Annotated in this window: 14 protein-coding genes and 4 pseudogenes; all 18 read left to right on the top strand. The window is 63.6% G+C overall.

Annotated elements, in window-relative coordinates:
* Window positions 1–64: 64 nt before the first annotated feature.
* The 18 genes and pseudogenes from tsf (at window position 65) to OWR21_RS03390 (ending at window position 18,831) form a co-directional block, all read left to right on the top strand.
* On the top strand, window positions 65–952 hold the full coding sequence (tsf, locus tag OWR21_RS03475) for a translation elongation factor Ts (RefSeq protein ID WP_332394617.1): 888 nt from the start codon (window positions 65–67) through the stop codon (window positions 950–952).
* A 291-nt stretch (window positions 953–1,243) separates the two neighbouring features.
* Window positions 1,244–1,954: a UMP kinase gene (gene pyrH / locus OWR21_RS03470; RefSeq protein WP_009238238.1), complete on the top strand. Its 711-nt coding sequence runs from the start codon at window positions 1,244–1,246 to the stop codon at window positions 1,952–1,954.
* Window positions 1,955–2,130: 176 nt separating this feature from the next.
* Window positions 2,131–2,691, top strand: a complete 561-nt coding sequence (gene frr / locus OWR21_RS03465) for a ribosome recycling factor (RefSeq protein WP_147218394.1) — start codon at window positions 2,131–2,133, stop codon at window positions 2,689–2,691.
* A gap of 52 nt (window positions 2,692–2,743) precedes the next feature.
* Window positions 2,744–3,520, top strand: a complete 777-nt coding sequence (uppS, locus tag OWR21_RS03460) for a polyprenyl diphosphate synthase (RefSeq protein WP_147218392.1) — start codon at window positions 2,744–2,746, stop codon at window positions 3,518–3,520.
* Between the two features lie 3 nt (window positions 3,521–3,523).
* Window positions 3,524–4,342, top strand: a complete 819-nt coding sequence (locus OWR21_RS03455; RefSeq protein WP_332394616.1) for a phosphatidate cytidylyltransferase — start codon at window positions 3,524–3,526, stop codon at window positions 4,340–4,342.
* A gap of 11 nt (window positions 4,343–4,353) precedes the next feature.
* On the top strand, window positions 4,354–5,544 hold the full coding sequence (gene ispC / locus OWR21_RS03450; protein ID WP_332394615.1) for a 1-deoxy-D-xylulose-5-phosphate reductoisomerase: 1,191 nt from the start codon (window positions 4,354–4,356) through the stop codon (window positions 5,542–5,544).
* A gap of 86 nt (window positions 5,545–5,630) precedes the next feature.
* Window positions 5,631–7,019 (top strand): RIP metalloprotease RseP, encoded by a 1,389-nt coding sequence (gene rseP / locus OWR21_RS03445; protein WP_316876178.1) that lies wholly within the window; start codon window positions 5,631–5,633, stop codon window positions 7,017–7,019.
* A gap of 115 nt (window positions 7,020–7,134) precedes the next feature.
* A pseudogene (bamA, locus tag OWR21_RS03440) lies at window positions 7,135–9,432 on the top strand (outer membrane protein assembly factor BamA).
* The gene (locus OWR21_RS03435) at window positions 9,432–9,983 is read left to right on the top strand and encodes an OmpH family outer membrane protein (protein ID WP_332394614.1); all 552 of its coding nucleotides are present in this window, start codon (window positions 9,432–9,434) and stop codon (window positions 9,981–9,983) included. Before bamA ends, OWR21_RS03435 begins: the two are co-directional and overlap by 1 nt.
* A 10-nt stretch (window positions 9,984–9,993) precedes the next feature.
* Window positions 9,994–11,066 (top strand): annotated as a pseudogene (gene lpxD, locus OWR21_RS03430) (UDP-3-O-(3-hydroxymyristoyl)glucosamine N-acyltransferase).
* A complete protein-coding gene (gene fabZ, locus OWR21_RS03425; RefSeq protein ID WP_092970542.1) occupies window positions 11,063–11,566 on the top strand; it encodes a 3-hydroxyacyl-ACP dehydratase FabZ in 504 nt (167 codons plus the stop codon). The pseudogene lpxD and the gene fabZ overlap by 4 nt, the downstream one beginning before the upstream one ends.
* A pseudogene (gene lpxA / locus OWR21_RS03420) lies at window positions 11,563–12,377 on the top strand (acyl-ACP--UDP-N-acetylglucosamine O-acyltransferase). Before fabZ ends, lpxA begins: the two are co-directional and overlap by 4 nt.
* A 41-nt stretch (window positions 12,378–12,418) precedes the next feature.
* Window positions 12,419–13,552 carry a lipid-A-disaccharide synthase gene (gene lpxB, locus OWR21_RS03415; protein WP_332394620.1) on the top strand — a complete coding sequence of 378 codons (1,134 nt, stop codon included), beginning with the start codon at window positions 12,419–12,421 and terminating at the stop codon, window positions 13,550–13,552.
* Window positions 13,553–13,556: 4 nt separating this feature from the next.
* The gene (gene rnhB / locus OWR21_RS03410; RefSeq protein ID WP_332394613.1) at window positions 13,557–14,255 is read left to right on the top strand and encodes a ribonuclease HII; all 699 of its coding nucleotides are present in this window, start codon (window positions 13,557–13,559) and stop codon (window positions 14,253–14,255) included.
* A 22-nt stretch (window positions 14,256–14,277) separates the two neighbouring features.
* Window positions 14,278–15,060, top strand: a complete 783-nt coding sequence (locus OWR21_RS03405) for a TrmH family RNA methyltransferase (protein ID WP_316901782.1) — start codon at window positions 14,278–14,280, stop codon at window positions 15,058–15,060.
* 141 nt (window positions 15,061–15,201) lie between these two features.
* A complete protein-coding gene (locus OWR21_RS03400; protein ID WP_316887736.1) occupies window positions 15,202–16,077 on the top strand; it encodes a M24 family metallopeptidase in 876 nt (291 codons plus the stop codon).
* 17 nt (window positions 16,078–16,094) lie between these two features.
* Window positions 16,095–17,902: pseudogene (locus OWR21_RS03395) on the top strand (SDR family oxidoreductase).
* A gap of 32 nt (window positions 17,903–17,934) precedes the next feature.
* The gene (locus OWR21_RS03390; RefSeq protein WP_332394612.1) at window positions 17,935–18,831 is read left to right on the top strand and encodes a metal-dependent hydrolase; all 897 of its coding nucleotides are present in this window, start codon (window positions 17,935–17,937) and stop codon (window positions 18,829–18,831) included.
* Window positions 18,832–18,840 lie beyond the last annotated feature (9 nt).

Raw genomic sequence — 18,840 nt, 5'->3', positions numbered from 1 at the left:
GCAGCGAAGACGCAAAGACCTTTCAGCGCGCGACCGGACGACGATCTGAAACAAGGAGCATGAAATGGCGGCAATTACCGCAAGCATGGTGGCAGAACTGCGCGCGAAGACCGATGCGCCGATGATGGAATGCAAGAAGGCCCTGACCGAAGCCGAAGGCAACCTGGAAAAGGCCGAAGAAATCCTGCGTGTGAAGCTGGGCAACAAGGCAGGCAAGGCCGCCTCGCGCGTCACCGCTGAAGGCGTGGTGGCGGCTGCAGTGGAAGGCACGACCGGCGCGCTGGTCGAAATCAACTGCGAAACCGACTTCGTCTCGAAGAACGATTCGTTCCTGGCCTTCGCCAACTCGGTGGCTGCACTGATCGCCAAGAACAACCCGGCTGACGTTGCCGCTGTCGGCGCGCTGCCGCTGTCGCAAGACGGCTTCGGCCCGACCGTTGAAGACGTGCGCGTGGGCCTGATCGGCAAGATCGGCGAAAACATGACGATCCGCCGCTTCCAGCGTTTCGACGGCACCAAGCTGACGTCGTACCTGCACGGCGCCCGCATCGGCGTGATGGTGGCGTACGAGGGTGACGAAGTTGCGGCCAAGGATGCGGCCATGCAGGTTGCCGCCATGAAGCCGGTGTCGCTGTCGGCTGACGACGTGCCCGCAGATCTGGTTGCCAAGGAGCGCAGCGTTGCTGAGCAGAAGGCTGCCGAATCGGGCAAGCCGGCTGAAATCGTTGCCAAGATGGTGGAAGGCAGCGTGCAGAAGTACCTGAAGGAAGTCTCGCTGCTGAACCAGCCGTTCGTGAAGAACGACAAGCAGACCGTTGAGCAGATGCTCAAGGCGGCCAACACGACCGTGAAGGCTTTCACGCTGTACGTGGTGGGCGAAGGCATCGAGAAGAAGCAAGACGACTTCGCTGCTGAAGTGGCTGCCCAAGTGGCCGCCGCCAAGCAGGCGTAATGCTGCAGCGGCCGTTTCCAACGGTGCGGCGATTCACCTTCCGGCGCAGGCCGGCAGGGGGCGTTTCCACCGTTGGCGCAGCCGTATAATGCCAAACAGACAGGGCACCGAAAGGTGCCCTGTTTGCAGGTGCAGCCTGCTTGCGCGGGCATCGTTGGGGATTTTCCCGACGGCTTCCGCGCAAGAAGGTTGCGGGATGTGCGAAGTCCCCGCTTTGCACGTCGTTGTCATCTCCGCAGCGTCATTTCCCCTTTCCTGTCTCCCGTACCAGGAATCGTCACGAGGATCTCCATGCCTGCCTATAAGCGCGTTCTACTCAAACTTTCCGGCGAAGCCCTGATGGGCGACGATGCCTTCGGCATCAATCGCAGCACCATCGAAGGGATGGTCAACGACATCGCTGAAATCGTGAAGCTGGGCGTGCAGGTAGCAGTGGTGATCGGCGGCGGCAACATCTTCCGCGGTGTCGCGGGCGGCGCGGCCGGCATGGACCGCGCCACGGCCGACTACATGGGCATGCTGGCCACCATGATGAACGCGCTGGCCCTGCAGGACGCCATGCGTCACGCCAACCTCGAAGGCCGCGTGCAATCCGCATTGCGTCTGGATCAGGTGGTCGAGCCGTACATCCGCCCCCGTGCGATCCGCCAGTTGGAAGAGGGCAAGATCGTGATTTTTGCGGCCGGCACCGGCAACCCGTTCTTCACGACCGACACCGCCGCTGCGCTGCGCGGCTCGGAAATCGGCGCCGAGATCGTCCTCAAGGCCACCAAGGTCGATGGCGTGTACACCGCCGATCCGAAGAAAGACCCGAGCGCCACCCGCTACACCACCATTACGTTCGACGAAGCCATCTCGCGCAACCTGCAGGTGATGGATGCGACCGCCTTCGCGCTGTGCCGCGACCAGAAGCTGCCGATCAAGGTCTTCTCGATCCAGAAACCCGGCGCGCTCAAGCGCGTGATCCTGGGTGAAGACGAAGGCACGCTGGTGCACGTCTAAAGCCACCGGCAAGCCTCGTTGCAGGCGCCTTTTTTACCGTTCGCTGACCCCGCTTGAATGGCGTTGGCGAGCGGCTTCCATGTAAAATCGTCTATTGTCTTTTTGGTCTTGCCGGTGCCCTGTGTCGTGTTCCGGGGCACAAGTTCGGCAGACCGCCGTTATCGTTCGGAGGAAGTATGAGCGTCGCCGATGTCAAAAAGAATGCCGAGCAGAAGATGCAGAAGTCGATCGAGGCTCTCAAGGCGGATCTGGCCAAGATCCGCACTGGCCGTGCCCACACCGGTCTGCTCGATCACGTGCAAGTCGACTACTACGGCTCGATGGTGCCGATCAGCCAGGTTGCCAACGTGACGCTGGTGGACGCACGCACGATCGGCGTGCAGCCGTGGGAAAAGAAGATGGTGCAAGCCGTCGAGAAGGCCATCCGTGAAGCGGACCTCGGCCTGAACCCTGCCACGATGGGCGACATCATTCGCGTGCCGACCCCCGCACTGACCGAAGAGCGCCGCAAGGAGCTGACCAAGGTCGTGAAGGGCGAGGGCGAGGATGCCAAGGTTGCCGTGCGCAATCTGCGTCGCGATGCCAATGAACAGCTCAAGAAGCTGGTGAAGGACAAGGCCATCTCGGAAGACGACGAGCGTCGCGGTGGTGACGAAGTCCAGAAGCTCACCGACAAGTTCGTCGCCGAAATCGACAAACTGGTCGCCGAGAAAGACAAGGAAATCATGACGGTGTAAGGCCGTCTCCCGTCGCCGGCGCATTGGGCGCAGGTGGCGGGAAGCCCGATTCATGCATATCAGTTCCACACTGGCGGTGCCAGACACCGCCGACACGCCGCGCCACGTTGCCGTCATCATGGATGGCAACGGCCGCTGGGCCACCGAACGGCACCTGCCGCGCGTGGCCGGGCATAGCCGCGGCCTCGATGCCGTGCGCGCAACCGTTGAAGCCGCGGCACGCCGTGGCGTCGGTTACCTGACCCTGTTTGCCTTCAGCTCCGAAAACTGGCGTCGTCCGGCCGAGGAAGTCACCTTCCTCATGAAGCTCTTCATGACGGCATTGCGCCGCGAAGTGGGCAAGCTCCACGACAACGGCATCCGCTTGCGCGTGGTGGGCGATCTGGCGGCGTTCAGCCCGCGCATCCAGCTTTTGATTCGCGAGGCTGAGGCCAAGACGGCTGCCAACCCTGGTCTGACGGTGACGATCCTCGCCAACTACGGCGGGCGCTGGGACATCCTGCAAGCCATGCGCGCCTTGTTGGCGGCGCAGCCTGGCATTGCGCCTGAGGCCATTACCGAAGAGATGCTGGCGCCGTATATGGCACTGTCCTACGCGCCGGAGCCCGATCTGTTCATCCGCACCGGTGGTGAGCAGCGCATCAGCAACTTCTTACTGTGGCAGCTTGCCTATTCGGAGCTGTACTTCACCGATCGCTATTGGCCCGACTTCGATGCAGCAGAACTCGATCGCGCCTTTGCGTGGTATCGCAACCGCGAGCGCCGCTTTGGCCGCACCAGCGCGCAGCTCGAGCCCGACGTTCCCCCCGCGCTATCCGCCGGAGCCTGACACATGCTGCTGACTCGCGTCATTACCGCTGTCTGCCTGCTGATTGTCATCCTGCCCATTCTGTTCTTCGCGCCGCCCGCCGGCCTGGCCGGGTTGGTGACGGTATTTGCAGCCCTCGCCGCGTGGGAGTGGGGGCGTCTCGTCCGCCTGCCCGGCTGGTGGGGGCCGATTCTCTATGCCGTTGTTGTCGTCATGCTGACGATCGCCTGGCACGACATTCCCGTTCGTGGCGATGTGCAGCCGCTGTTCCACGGAGCAATCATCGCCTGGGTGATCGCCTGGGCGCTGCTGGCCGGGGGCGTGCGCGAGTTGCACGGCACACGCAGGGTCGTTTTCACGCTGCTGGGCTTGGTGATGCTGCCGGCGTTTGTGCATGGCGCCATTGAATTGCGCACGCACGGCGTCGCCTTTCTGCTGTCGGTCGCGTTGCTCGTGTGGGCGGCCGATGTGGGCGCGTATTTTGTCGGCAAGGCCATTGGCCGCCGCAAGCTTGCGCCGACCATCAGCCCTGGCAAGTCGTGGGAAGGTGCGATCGGCGGTGCCGTGCTGGTCGCCGTGATCGCCACCGTGGCCGGCATCACGCATTGGTTTGCGCCGACGTGGTTTTCGCACCAGTTCGACCAGCGCGGCGCCGTCGTCGCCCTGGTGCTGACCATCCTGCTGGTGGCGGCAAGCGTGGGTGGCGATTTGTTTGAATCCCTGCTCAAGCGTCAGGTCGGCATGAAAGACAGCAGCCGCCTGTTGCCCGGCCACGGCGGCGTGCTCGATCGTATCGACGCGCTGCTGCCGGTGTTTCCGCTGGCTGCGCTGCTGATTTCCTGAGGCGTCTGAACATGATGCGTTTGACCGTTCTTGGCGCCACCGGCTCCATTGGCGACAGCACGCTCGACGTGGTGCGCCGTCATCCCGACAAGTACAGCGTTTTTGCGCTGACCGCCAACGCGCAGGCCGACAAGCTCGCGGTGCTCTGCCGCGAGTTTCGCCCGAAGATGGCGGTGCTTGGTTCGGCGGTCGCGGCGGATGCATTGCGTGACCAGCTGGGCGCGGCGGCCGCCGGCATCGACATCCGTTTCGGCAGCGAGGCATTGGAAGAGGCTGCGGGCCACCCCGGCTGCGATGCCGTGATGGCGGCCATCGTCGGCGCAGCGGGGTTGCGCCCGACGCTCGCGGCTGTGCGCGCCGGCAAGCGCGTGCTGCTGGCCAACAAGGAGGCGCTGGTCATGTCGGGCGCGCTCTTCATGGACGCCGTGCGTCAGCATGGTGCCACCGTGCTGCCGATCGACAGCGAGCACAACGCCATCTTCCAATGCTTGCCGCAGCAAGTTCCGCAGTTTGGGCGCGGCGTGTCGCGCATCGTGCTGACGGCATCAGGTGGTCCGTTCCGCACGCGCGCCGTCGATTCGCTTGCTGATGTCACGCCAGATCAGGCTTGCGCGCATCCGAACTGGGTGATGGGGCGCAAGATTTCAGTCGATTCCGCCACCATGATGAACAAGGGGCTGGAGGTGATCGAGGCGTACTGGCTGTTCGGCGTGCCGGTCGAGCATCTCGAAGTCCTGATCCACCCGCAGAGTGTCATCCATTCGATGGTTGGCTACGACGATGGCTCGGTGCTGGCGCAGCTCGGCAACCCAGACATGCGCACGCCGATTGCCTACGGCTTGGCCTATCCCGACCGCATTGAAGCTGGCGTTCCGCTGCTCGATCTCGTCACCACGGGCGCACTGACGTTCGAGGCGCCAGATCTACGCCGCTTCCCGTGCCTGGCGCTGGCCTTCGACGCGCTGCGCGCCGGTGGTACGGCACCTGCTGCGCTGAATGCGGCCAACGAGGTGGCTGTCGAAGCATTTTTACAGCGCCGCATCCGGTTCACAGAGATCGCTGCCGTGGTGGGCGACACGCTCGCCCGCACGTCTGTCGTGCCCGCCGACTCGCTCGACACCGTTTTTGCTGCCGACGCCCAAGCGCGTCAGCAGGCCGAGCGCTATATCGCGACCGTATGCGCGCAACTGCCGGCCGCGTGAAAGCGCCCCGTCAGAGCAAGCGGGTAACATAGCGGCTTCGCGCGGGCCAGCCCCGCGCGTGCCCTTCAGTGCATCCGGAGAAGGTTTTGCAGACCGTTTTAGCGTTTGTCTTTGCGATCGCGGTACTGATCGTCATTCACGAACTGGGCCACTACAGCGTCGCGCGCCTGTGCGGCGTCAAGGTGCTCCGGTTTTCCGTTGGCTTCGGCAAGGTGCTGTTCCGCCGTGTCGGCCGTGGGCCCGACCACACCGAATGGACCATCTGCGCCATTCCGCTGGGCGGCTACGTCAAGATGCTCGGCGAGGGCTCGCGAGACCCGGAGAAAGACCCGCCCATCCTCCCGGAAGATCTCCCGCGCACGTTCGACCACCAGCCGGTTTACAAGCGATTTGCCATCGTCGCTGCGGGCCCGATCGCCAATTTCCTGCTGGCCATTGCGCTCTATGCAGTGCTGGCATGGGTGGGTGCGATCGAGCCGGTGCCTATTCTGGGCGCCCCGCCGCCGGGCAGCATCGCAGCGCAGGCCGACCTGCGCGCAAGGGACCGCGTGATCGCGATCGGCACGGACGGCGAAGCGCCGGCCGCCGTGCGCAGTTGGAGCGATGTCCGCATGCGTTTGTACTCGGCTGGCATCGCCGGGCGCGACGCGCTTGTGCAAGTGCGCGGCACGGATGGAGTCGAACGTACCGTCCGCCTGCAGGGCTTGCCGAGTGCCGCCCGTACGCCGCAGGCCGACGTGATTGACCAGATCGGTTTGCGCCTGCTCGGCGGCCCCGTCACCATCGTCGACGTCCTGCCGGGCAGTGCCGCGGCACGCGCGGGGTTGCGGGCGGGTGACCAGATCGTGCGCTTCGCGGGCCAGCCCGCCGATCAGGCGATGGACCTCATCCGTCAGATTCGCGCCATGCCCGAGCAGAACGCCTCGATCGATATCCTGCGCAACGATCAGCCCATGACGTTGCCCGTTCGCCCGGATGCAGACGCTGATCCCAAGAACCCGACGGGCCCCAAGATTGGCAAGCTGGGCGCACAACTCAACCAGAAGGTGGAAACGGCGATGATCCGGGACGAGCCGGTCGCCGCCTTGCGTCATGCCGTGGGCGAGGTCTGGCGGACTTCGGTGCTGTCGCTGCAGGTGCTCGGCAAGATGATCGTCGGTCAGGCATCGCTGCAGAACCTGAGCGGGCCGATCACGGTGGCGGACTTTGCGGGCAAGGCGGCAAGCCTTGGCTGGCAGACGTTTGTGAGCTTTCTCGCGTTGATCAGCGTCAGTCTCGGCGTGCTGAACTTATTGCCCGTTCCGGTATTGGATGGGGGGCATTTGCTGTATTATTGCGTGGAATTTTTGACTGGCCGACCCGTGCCGGAATCCTGGCAAGCAGTCCTTCAGAAGATCGGCGTCGCCTGCATCCTGCTTCTCACTTCGCTCGCCCTGTACAACGATTTGAGTCGGTTGTTTTTGACTCGAGGCTAGACCGTATTCAAATTGGGTCGGTCAGCCGTATCGTTGCCACCGGCGTGAGCGGGCAACTCAGGGTTTTGAAAACACTCAGAAGTGGATTCCGATTGAATCCAACTAGGGGATTAGATTGATCAGACAACATCGCTTCCCGCTCAGCGTGCTGGCGGCTTCCCGTGCTGACCGTCACTGCCGGTCAGGCTCATGCAGTGGAGCCGTTCGTCGTCAAGGACATTCGCGTGGAGGGGGTGCAGCGCGTCGAGCCGGGCACCGTGTTCGGCTATCTGCCCGTGAAGGTGGGTGAGACCTTCACCGACGAGAAGGGCGCCGAATCGATTCGCGCGCTCTATAACACCGGCTTCTTCAAGGACGTGCAGATCCGCTCCGAAGGCAACGTGCTGGTGGTGCGCGTGGAAGAGCGCCCGGCGATCTCGCAACTCGAATTCATCGGCTTCAAGGAATTCGACAAGGAAGCGCTGCGTCGCAGCTGCGCGGCGTGGGTGTGGCGGAGGCCCGTTACTACGACAAGTCCCTCATCGACCGCGCCGAGCAGGAAATCAAGCGCCAGTACGTTTCGCGCGGCTACTACGCGGCCGAGGTGACGACCACTGTTACGCCGGTCGACGCCAACCGCGTGTCGATCACCTTCACGGTGGACGAAGGTCCGACCGCCAAGATTCGCCAGATCAATATCGTCGGCAACAAGGCCTTCAAGGAAGGTGACCTGCGCGACGAGATGCAGCTGTCCACGCCGAACTGGCTGTCTTGGTACACCAAGAACGATCTGTACTCCAAGCAGAAGCTCACGGCTGACCTGGAAGCACTGCGCTCGTTCTATCTGGATCGCGGCTACCTGGAATTCGCCATCGAGTCGACCCAGGTGTCGATCACGCCGGACAAGAAGGACATCTACCTGACGCTGAACATCCACGAGGGTGAGCAGTACAAGGTGTCGGACATCAAGCTGACCGGCGAGCTGCTCGGCAAGCAGGCCGAGATGGAGAAGCTCATCAAGCTCAAGCAGGGCGATGTCTTCTCGTCGGCCAAGCTGTCGTCGACGACCAAGTCGATTACCGACCTGCTCGGCACGTATGGCTACGCTTTCGCCACCATCAATCCGCAGCCGCAGATCAACCAGTCGGACCGCACGGTGGCGCTCACGCTGGTCGTGGATCCGGGCCGCCGTGTGTATGTGCGTCGCGTGAACGTCGTCGGCAACAGCAAGACCCGCGACGAAGTCGTGCGCCGCGAAATGCGCCAGATGGAAGCGTCGTGGTTCGATGGCGAAAAACTGCAGCTGTCGCAGAATCGCGTGAACCGCACCGGTTACTTCACCGATGCCAACATTACGACGGAAGACGTGCCCGGCACGACTGACCAGGTCGATGTGAACGTCAACGTGACCGAAAAGCCGACTGGCCAGATCAACCTGGGCGTGGGCTTCTCGTCAACTGACAAGCTGGTGCTGTCGGCTGGTATTCGTCAGGACAACGTGTTCGGCTCCGGTACGAGCCTCGGCCTGGATGTGAACACGTCCAAGTCGAACCGCACGATTGCGGTGACGCAGTTCGATCCGTACTTCACGGTGGATGGCATCAGCCGTTCGACCGAACTGTACTACCGCACGTACCGTCCGCTGTACTACACGGGTGACCAGGACTACCGCGTTGTGCAACAAGGCGGCAACGTCAAGTTTGGCGTGCCGTTCTCGGAAACCGATACCGTGTTCTTCGGCATCGGCTACGAGCGCACGACCATCGACGTGACGACCAACACGCCGCTGGCTTACCAGAATTACGTCGCGAAGAACGGCCGTATCACCAACAACTTCCCGATCACCATCGGCTGGTCGAAGGATCAGCGTGACAGCGCTCTGGTGCCAACCCGTGGTCGCTATCAGCAGGCCAACCTGGAATTCGGTATCCCGGGCGGCGATCTGCAGTACTTCCGTGCGTACTACCAGCACCAGTACTTCTACCCGCTGTCGAAGTCGTTCACGATGGCGTTCAACAACGAAATCGGTTACGGCCACGGTTACGGCGGCAAGGATTTCCCGGTCTTCAAGAACTACTACGCGGGTGGTATCGGCTCGGTGCGCGGTTATGAAACCAGCACGCTGGGCCCGCGCGACGCCAACGGCGTGGCCATTGGCGGCGCCAGCAAGTTCGTCGGCAACGTGGAATTCATCTTCCCGCTGCCGGGTTCTGGCGTGGACCGCACGGTTCGCCTGTTCACGTTCTTCGACTACGGTAACGTGTTCGCCGAAGGTCAGCCGTACAAGCTGGGCGACATGCGCTACTCGACTGGTTTCGGTCTGTCGTGGCTGTCGCCGATCGGCCCGCTGAAGATCAGCATGGGCTTCCCGATCAAACGCAAGACCGAAGATCAAACGCAACGCTTCCAGTTCCAGATCGGGACTGCATTCTAATGACTGCATTCATCATGAAATCCACGCGCATCACGTTGTCCCGCATGGGCGTGTCCGCTGCTTTCGCCGCACTTGCCGCAGCCAGCTTCGCGCTGCCGGCCACGGCGCAGGAAGCGCGCATCGCCGCCGTCAATTCCGAGCGTATCCTGCGCGACTCGCAACCGGCCAAGGCCGCCCAGGCAAAGCTGGAAACGGAGTTCGCCAAGCGCGACCGCGAACTGCAGGACATGGCCGCCAAACTGAAGGGCATGTCGGACAAGCTCGACAAGGATTCTGCCGTGCTGGCCGATTCCGATCGCACCCGCCGTCAGCGTGAACTGTCGGAACTGGATCGTGACTTCCAGCGCAAGCAGCGCGAATTCCGTGAAGACCTGAACCAGCGCCGCAATGAAGAGCTGGCCCAGGTGCTTGAGCGCGCCAATCGCGTGATCCGCTCGATCGCAGAGCAGCGTAAGTACGACCTGATCGTGCAGGAAGCCGTGTACGTGAACCCGCGCATCGACATCACGGACGAGGTGCTGAAGGCGCTGAATTCGCAATCGGCCAAATGAGGTTGTTCGCATGTCGTTTTCGCTTGGTGAACTTGCTGCGTCGCTTGGCGCGACCGTCCAGGGTGACGCAGGCCTGATCGTCAAGTCGATCGCGCCGCTGGATCAAGCGGGCGCTGATCAGCTCGCTTTCTCTCCAATCCGCTGTACCTCAATCAGGCTGTGAGTTCCGGCGCGGGCGCGATCATCGTGTCGCCCCGCGATCTGGAAACGCTAGAGAGCCAAGGCCACGCGGCTGGCCGGAACTGGCTCATTGCGGCCAATCCGTATGCTGCGTTTGCCCGTGTCGCCCAGCGCTTTGTTGCGCTGGCTGCGCGCCCCGTGGTGCCGGGCATTCATCCGACCGCCAGCGTGGAAGAGGGCGCCACGGTGCCGGCGTCGTGCTCCATCGGTCCGAACGTCACCATCGAAGCCGGTGCTGTGCTCGGCGAGCGGGTGCGCATCGCCGGCAACAGTTTCGTTGGCGTCGGCGCGCGTATTGGCGACGACACGTTGATCTACGCGAACGTTTCGATTTACCACGGCTGCGTGGTCGGCGCGCGCTGCATTGTGCATAGCGGTGTCGTGATCGGCGCGGATGGGTTCGGCTTTGCGCCCGACTTCGGTCCGCAAGGCGGCGAATGGGTGAAGATTCCCCAGGTCGGCCGGGCCGTAATTGGCGACGACGTGGAGATCGGCGCGAACACCGCCATCGACCGTGGCGCGATGGCCGATACGGTGGTCGAGCAAGGCTGCAAGATCGACAACCAGGTGCAGATCGCGCACAACGTGCACGTGGGCGCCTATACCGTGATCGCCGGCTGCGCTGCCATTTCGGGCAGCACGAAGATCGGACGCTACTGCATCATCGGCGGCGCGGCCAATTTTGCCGGCCACCTGACCATTGCGGATCGCGTGACCGTCTCGGGCGGCACATCCATTACCAAATCCATCACAAAGCCCGGTGGCCATTTCACCAGCGTTTTCCCATTCATGCCGCACGGCGACTGGGAGCGTAACGCGGCCATCGTCCGAGGCCTGACGCGCATGCGCGAACGGTTGCAACAACTGGAACAGCGGGTCAAAGACCTGCAGCAACAATCATGACCGAAGCAACGAATGCGACGAGCGCGACCCCCAGCGTCGTCTGCGATTTCAACATCAAGAAGATTCTCGACCTGCTGCCGCATCGCTATCCGATGCTGCTGGTTGACCGCGTGATCTCGCTGGAGCCGCGCAAGTCGATTACGGCCATCAAGAACGTGACGTTCAACGAGCCGTTCTTCAACGGGCACTTCCCCGGCCACCCGGTGATGCCGGGCGTGTTGATGCTTGAGGCGCTGGCGCAAACCGCTGCGCTGCTGACCTTCGGCGAGGCAGACCACGAGCGCAAGGAAAACCAGCTCTACCTGTTTGTGAGCATCGATGGTGCGCGCTTCAAGCGGCAAGTGATCCCGGGCGACCAGCTTGTGATGACGGCTGAGCTGCTGCGCTCGAAGAGCGGTATGTGGAAGTTCAAGGTGTACGGCAAGGTTGACGGCGAAGTCGCCGTGGAAGCCGAGATCATGTGTGCCGTGCGCGAAGACAAGTCCAAGGGCGAGGCATGACGCAAGCACAGAAGATCCACCCGACCGCGCAGATCGATCCGAAGGCCGAACTGGATTCGAGCGTCGAGATCGGTGCGTTCACGGTCGTGGGCCCGAACGTGCGCATGGGCGCGGGCACGTGCGTCGGCCACCACACGGTGGTGGAGGGCTACACGACGCTGGGCCGTGACAACAGCATCGGCCACTTCGCATCGGTGGGTGGCCGCCCGCAGGACATGAAGTATCGCGACGAGCCGACGCAGCTGATCGTCGGCGATCGCAATACCATCCGTGAATTCACCACGATCCATACCGGCACGGCGCAGGATGCCGGCATCACGTCCATCGGCGACGACAACTGGATCATGGCCTACGTGCATATCGCGCACGATTGCCGCGTGGGCAACCACACGGTGTTCTCGAGCAACGCGCAGATCGCGGGCCACGTGGAAGTGGGCGACTGGGCGATCCTCGGCGGCATGTCCGGCGTGCACCAGTTCGTGCGCATCGGCGCGCATGCCATGCTGGGGGCGCATCGGCGCTGGTGCAGGATGTGCCGCCGTTCGTGATCGCCGCCAGCGACAAGGGCGGCAACAAGGCCGCACCGCACGGCATCAACGTGGAAGGTCTGCGCCGCCGTGGCTTTACGGCCGAGCAGATCACCGCGCTGCGCCAGGCGTACAAGCTGCTCTACAAGAGCGATCTGAGCTTTGATCAGGCCAAGGCGGAAATCGCCGCGCAGATCGCTCAGGCGGATGACGCACCGACCCGCGAGGTGTTGACCGCGTTTGCTGATTTCATTGCCGCCACCAAGCGCGGCATCGTGCGTTGAGCGAGCAGCCACAGAACACCACGCCGGTGCGCCGCATCGGCATGGTGGCCGGCGAGGCTTCCGGCGATTTGCTGGCCTCGCTGCTGCTGAAGGGATTGCACGCACACTTGCCTGCCGACATCGCCTACAACGGCATCGGCGGGGCACGCATGGCGGAGCAGGGTTTCCAGTCGAACTGGCCGATGCACAAGCTGTCGGTCAACGGCTACGTGGAAGTGCTCGGCCAACTGCGCGAGATTCTCACGATCCGCAAGGAACTCAAGCAGAACCTGGTGACTGCGCCCCCGCTGGCGTTCATCGGCGTGGACGCGCCGGACTTCAATTTCAACGTCGAGATCGCCATGCGGCAGGCGGGTGTGCCGGTGGTGCACTTCGTGAGCCCGTCGATCTGGGCGTGGCGAGCGGGCCGTATCAAGACGATCGCCCGCGCCGTCGACCATATCCTCTGTTTGTTCCCGTTCGAGCCCGAGATTTACGCCAAGGCCGGCATTCCGGCCACGTACGTCGGGCATCCGCTGGCGGACGAGATTCCGCTGGTGCCGGACGTGGAGGGCGCTCGCACGCGCCTGGGGCTGCCGTTGGGCCGCAAGGTGGTTGCGGTGCTGCCGGGTAGCCGGAATTCCGAAGTGAAGCATCTCGGGCCGACGCTGTTTGCGGCGATGTCGCGCATGCAGGCGGTCGAGCCGGATCTGGCGTTTGTGCTGCCGGCGGCCAATGCGACGCTGCGCGAGCGCATCGATGCCATGCGCGCGGAGCATCCGGGCCTGCATCTGTGGGTCGTCGATGGTCAGTCGCACGCCGCCATGGAAGCAGCTGACGTGATCCTGCTGGCGAGCGGCACGGCAACGCTGGAAGCGGCGCTGTACAAGAAGCCGATGGTCATCACGTACAAGGTGCCCTGGTTGACCGCGCAGATCATGAAGCGCAAAGGCTATCTGCCGTATGTTGGGCTGCCGAACATCCTGTCCGGCCGCTTTGTCGTGCCGGAGCTGCTGCAGGATGACGCGACGCCCGAGGCCCTCGCGCGCGAAACGCTGCTGCAACTGAGCGACCATGGCAACGCCACGTTCCTGCGCGAACACTTCACGCAGATGCATCTGACGCTCAAACAGAACATGGCCGAGATCGGCGCAAAAGTCGTGGTCGATCTGCTGCGCAGTCGCGGTAAGCTTTGAGCCCATGGCTTCCCGCAAACCGAATCCCGATCAGCTTGGCTTGCTGCTCTCGCAAGAGCCGGCGGCCAAGCGTGCGCGTCGCATCCTCTGCGGCGTGGATGAGGCTGGCCGCGGGCCCTTGGCCGGGCCGGTGACGGCTGCAGCGGTTGTTCTCAATCCGCGCAAGCCGATCAAGGGCTTGGCCGACTCCAAAATCCTGACTGCCAAGAAGCGCGAGGCTCTGTACGACGAGATCGTCGAAAAGGCGCTCGCCTGGCACGTGGCGGAAGCCACCGTCGAAGAAATTGATCGCATCAACATCCTGCACGCGACCATGCTCGCCATGCAGCGTGCGGTACACGGCGTGGCCGCGCTGGGCACGCTGCCCGATCTCGTCCAGGTGGACGGCAATCGTTGCCCGCAAGTGGCGTTTGCGGTGGAGGCCATCGTCAAGGGCGATGCGCTGGTACCCGCCATTTCAGCGGCATCCATCTTGGCGAAGGTGACGCGCGATCGCCAGTTGGCCGCGCTGCATACCGAATTTCCGCTCTACGGTTTTGACGTCCATGCCGGCTATGGCACGCCGCAGCATCTCGCCGCGATCGACCTGCATGGCGTAACGCCGCATCATCGCCGCTCGTTTGCACCGGTGCGTCGTGCGTTGGAGGGGATGAGCGCGATCAGCATCGAAACCGCCGCTGCAGGCAGCGCCTGGGACGACTGACCTTTTTCCGCTGGGCCCATTCGTGAAGCACATCACTTCCCGCGACAACGCGGTGTTCAAGCATCTCAAGGCGCTTTCGGGCTCGACGCAGCATCGTCGGCGCGCGGGGCAATCCGTGCTCGATGGCGTGCATCTCGTCATGGCATATCTGGATGCGGGCCATATGCCGGCGCAATGCCTGGTCTCGGAGCGCCATATCCGTCACCCGGAAGTGGCCGCGGTGCTCGATCGCGTCGATCCGGACACCGTCATCCTGCTGGCGGACAACCTGTTTGGCCAACTCACCACCGTCGTCAACGGCGTCGATCTGATGGCGCTGGTCGAGACGCCGGAGGGCAAGTTGCCGCAGACGATCGATGCAGACTGCGTCGTCCTCGATGGCATTCAGGACGCGGGCAACGTTGGTTCCATCCTGCGGTGTGCGGCCGCCGCCGGCGTGCGCGATGTGTTCATGACACCGGGCTGCGCGTTCGCGTGGTCCGCAAAGACATTGCGCGCCGCCATGGGTGCGCATTTCCACCTGAATATCGTTGAGCACTGCACCTTCGAAAGCGTGCATTCGCGGCTTCAGGTGCCGCTGTTGGCGACCTCGTCGCACGCAAAGCAGGCGGTGTTCGATGTGCCGCTCAATGCACCTGTGGGTTGGGTGTTCGGCAACGAAGGCGCGGGCGTGTCGGAGGAATGGCTTTCTGCCGTGACGACGCCCGTCACGATTCCACAGCCGGGCGGCATGGAATCGCTCAATGTGGCTGCCGCAGCAGCGATCTGCCTGTTTGAGGCCGTGCGACAACGCCGCGCGGGTTAGCCCTCTCTTTTTCTGTCGATTACCGGTCACGCGGCGTTTTCAAACGCCAGAAAAGTCCCGCATTGACTTTGACATTGAGTAATGGAACATTGAGCGCGGTGCCATTGAGCACCCTCGATACCCAGACTCAAGGAGACCGGCATGCCGAACCCCACCCTGGCGCGCGTCCATGTCGACGAACTCGCCCAGTTTCGCGAAATCCAGCAGCTCGCTTACGCGTGCGTCGAAGCCGTCGGCGGCATGCTGCGCCCCGGCATGACCGAGAAGGACGCGGCCAAGCTGCTCACCGAGTGGCTTGGCGATCGCGGCGTCCATGACTGGCTGCACAAGCCGTTCGCGTGGTTTGGCGACCGCACCGCGTTCCAGGGCTTTTCGGGCCTGACGCATATGGCCGGCTTCAACCTGGCGTTCTTTCCGTCGTCGCGGCGGTTGGAAGAGAACATGCCGGTCATTCTCGACGTGGCGCCCGTGCGTAATGGCGTGATCGCCGATGTCGGTTATGCCACGTGTCTCGGAGAAAACGCCATCCTCGAGCAGCTGCAGGACGACCTGATGGCGCATCGTGAGTTGATCGTGCGCTTGATCCGCGAGCGTCGATCGATGGCCGATGTGGCCCGTGCGGTGGACCAACTTTGCATGAAGCAGGGCGTGGAGCCGCGTCACAAGGCGTATCCGTTCAAAGTGCTGGCGCATCGCGTGGCCAAGCTCGACAGCCCATCGAAGCCGCGTTTCGTTGCGCGTTTCGGGCTGAACGCCACGCGCAACCTGATCCTTGACCAGGTGCGCAGCGGCAAGCAGGAAGGGTGGTCGCCGCTGTGGTCGATCGATCGTCGATCCGAACACGCGCCGGTGCCAGGCCTGTGGGCCGTCGAGCCGCACCTGGGTTTCCACGGCGTCGGGGCCAAGTTCGAGGAACTGCTCGTCATCACCGAAGACGACGCCTACTGGCTCGACGACGATCTGCCGCACGTGCGCCGCTGGCAGCAGCGTCAGCTCGCGCAGCAACGCGCCGCCTGACGCACGCGGAGGCCCAGATGAAAACGCTTCTTGAAGAGGCCCCGCTGGCGTTGTTCGAATCGCCCGCAGCGGTTTCGCCCAACGACTATTCGGAGCGGATGGTGCAGTCCGGCAGCGTCGCGCTCGCCGTCAAAACGTGGGGCAACCCGGCGCATCCGACCGTCGTGCTGGTGCACGGCTATCCCGACAACAGCGAGGTCTGGCACGAGATGGCACCGCTGCTCGCGCGCGACTACTACGTCGTTGCCTACGACGTGCGGGGTGCAGGCCGGTCGAGTTCGCCCAGCGGGATGCGCAATTACACCTTCGCGCGGTTGACCGACGACTTCATCGCCGTGATCGATGCGCTGAGCCCCGGTAAGCCCGTACACCTGATCGCGCACGATTGGGGTTCGATCCAGTCGTGGGAATTCGTGACGGAGGCGCGCCTGCGCGGGCGCATCGCGTCATACACGTCGTGCTCGGGGCCGTGCCTGGACCACGTCGGGCATTGGATGCGCGCGCGACTGCTGCGTCCGACGCCGTCGTCGCTGGGCAAGATGCTGGGGCAGCTCGTGCGCTCGTGGTACGTGCTGCTGTTCCATCTGCCCATCGTGCCGGAACTGAGCTGGCGCCTGTGGCTGGGGCGCGCGTGGCCGCGTGTGCTGCGCCGTGTCGAGAAGACCGCCATCGTGCCGCGCGCCACGCAGACGGCCGATGGCGTGCACGGTGTGTCGCTGTATCGCGCCAACTTCATTCGCAGCCTGTTCACGCCGCGCAAGCGTGTCGCACATGCGCCGGTGCAGGTGATCGTGCCGACGCTGGACAAGTACGTCAGCCCCGCGTTGTCCGAAGATCTCTCGCGCTGGGTGCCGCAGTATTGGCGCCGCGAAGTTGTGGCTCGGCACTGGCTGCCGGTCACGCATGCCGCGCGCATGGCCGAGATGGCGCGCGAGCTGATCGAGCACGCTGAGGGCAAGCCGGAATCCGAAGCACTGCAGCGCGCGCGTCAGCATGGCGAGCGCAAACCGCTTTCCGGCAAGCTCGCCGTCATCACCGGGGCTGGCAGCGGTATCGGTCGTTGCGCGGCACTGGAATTCGCCGAGCAAGGCGCAGCCATTGTCGCCGTCGACATTCGTGCTGAAGACGCAGAGCGCACCGCCAAGCTGATCCGCCTCACCGGCGGCAAGGCGTGGGCGCGTACTGTCGACGTCGGCAACGCCGGGCAGATGGACGCGTTGGTCGATTGGGTCGGCAAGGAACTGGGCGGCGCCGACATCGTCGTCAACAACGCGGGCATCGGCATGGCGGGCGGCATTGTCGATACGTCCGAGCGCGATTGGCAACGCATCCTGCACGTGAACGTGTGGGGGTGATTCACGGCGCCCGGCTGTTCGCCAAGCAAATGGCGGCGCGCGGGCAGGGCGGGCACATCCTGAACACCGCATCGGCAGCGGCCTTTGCGCCATCGCGTGATCTTGCCGCCTATGCGACGACAAAGGCCGCGGTGCTGATGCTGTCCGAATGCATGCGCGGAGAGCTGGCCGGGCAGGGCATTGGCGTGTCAGCGATCTGTCCGGGTTTTGCCGAGACAGGAATCATGGCCTCCACGGTCTACACCGGCACAACCGAGGCACAGCAGGCGCAGCTGCGCGCCCGCGCGACGAAGCTCTACCAGCTGCGTGGCCTCAAGCCCGAGACCGTCGCGAAAGCGATGCTTGGCGCGATTCAGCACAACAAGCCCGTTGTCACGATCGGTATCGAGGCGCATTCGTCACGCTTCATCTCGCGCTATGCGCAATGGCTCAGCCGGCTGATCGCGCGCGTGAGCATGGCCGGGCATTGAACCCGCGCCGACAAGAACATCAGGAGACCACCATGACCGCGCCCGATTACTTCATCAAGGCCCGCCACGTCCGTTTCGACTGGAAGGACACGCCCATCCAGTGGATTCCTGGCGATCCGTCCAGCACGCACATCATCAACATCCTGAATCTGTTGTTTCCCGCCGGCGAATTGTGGTTCTGCCGCGTCTACAACAAGGCGCTGCCGCTGATTACCGACGCGAAGCTGCGCGCCGACGCCGAAGGCTTTCTGCGCCAGGAGGCGGTCCATTCGCGCTCGCATGGCGGCGTGCTGACGCATTACTACAAAGACCACGGCATCGATACCCAGCCTTTCACGAAGCGGCTCGACTGGCTGTTCTCCAAGGTGCTCGGCGAACAGCCGCTCGGTCTGAAGATCGGCCACACGCGCTTCTGGCTGCGGCAGCAACTCGGCATCATCGCCGCGCTCGAGCACTTTTTCGGCTATCTGGGCAACTGGGTCCTCAACGCAAAGGGGCTGGACGCGGCCCGCGCCGATCCCGTCATGCTGGACCTGTTGCGCTGGCACGGCGCGGAGGAAGTCGAGCACCGTACCGTCGCGTTCGACATCTTCCGCCACATGGGCGGCACGTATCTCGAGCGCTGCTTCCACATGCTGACCACGATCCTGCTACTGCTGTATTTCCTGATGACCGGCTTCCGTTTCATGTACAAGCGCGATCCGGACGCGGGCAGGTTTCCCGGCTTCATCCGCGGCTGGTGGCATGGCTCGCGGCGTAACTGCCTGCCCTCGTTCTGGAAAATGCTGGGAGCCGCGCTGCGCTACTTCCGGCCCAGCTATACGCCGCATCACGAAGGCTCGACCGAACAGGCGCTGGCCTATCTGGAAACATCGCCAGCCGCGCAAGCTGCGGCGCACGGCGGCAACTGGGTGCGCGATCGCGCCTGACCGGCACAG

The organism is Ralstonia sp. 1B3 (genome assembly GCF_036631435.1).
This window is presented reverse-complemented; position numbering and strand designations above follow the sequence as displayed.

Bases quoted from the DNA above. Each gene is read 5' to 3' on its own strand.
- tsf (WP_332394617.1), top strand. From the start codon at position 65: ATGGCGGCAATTACCGCAAGCATGGTGGCAGAACTGCGCGCGAAGACC.
- pyrH (WP_009238238.1), top strand. From the start codon at position 1,244: ATGCCTGCCTATAAGCGCGTTCTACTCAAACTTTCCGGCGAAGCCCTG.
- frr (WP_147218394.1), top strand. From the start codon at position 2,131: ATGAGCGTCGCCGATGTCAAAAAGAATGCCGAGCAGAAGATGCAGAAG.
- uppS (WP_147218392.1), top strand. From the start codon at position 2,744: ATGCATATCAGTTCCACACTGGCGGTGCCAGACACCGCCGACACGCCG.
- OWR21_RS03455 (WP_332394616.1), top strand. From the start codon at position 3,524: ATGCTGCTGACTCGCGTCATTACCGCTGTCTGCCTGCTGATTGTCATC.
- ispC (WP_332394615.1), top strand. From the start codon at position 4,354: ATGATGCGTTTGACCGTTCTTGGCGCCACCGGCTCCATTGGCGACAGC.
- OWR21_RS03435 (WP_332394614.1), top strand. From the start codon at position 9,432: ATGACTGCATTCATCATGAAATCCACGCGCATCACGTTGTCCCGCATG.
- fabZ (WP_092970542.1), top strand. From the start codon at position 11,063: ATGACCGAAGCAACGAATGCGACGAGCGCGACCCCCAGCGTCGTCTGC.
- lpxB (WP_332394620.1), top strand. From the start codon at position 12,419: ATGGTGGCCGGCGAGGCTTCCGGCGATTTGCTGGCCTCGCTGCTGCTG.
- rnhB (WP_332394613.1), top strand. From the start codon at position 13,557: ATGGCTTCCCGCAAACCGAATCCCGATCAGCTTGGCTTGCTGCTCTCG.
- OWR21_RS03400 (WP_316887736.1), top strand. From the start codon at position 15,202: ATGCCGAACCCCACCCTGGCGCGCGTCCATGTCGACGAACTCGCCCAG.
- OWR21_RS03390 (WP_332394612.1), top strand. From the start codon at position 17,935: ATGACCGCGCCCGATTACTTCATCAAGGCCCGCCACGTCCGTTTCGAC.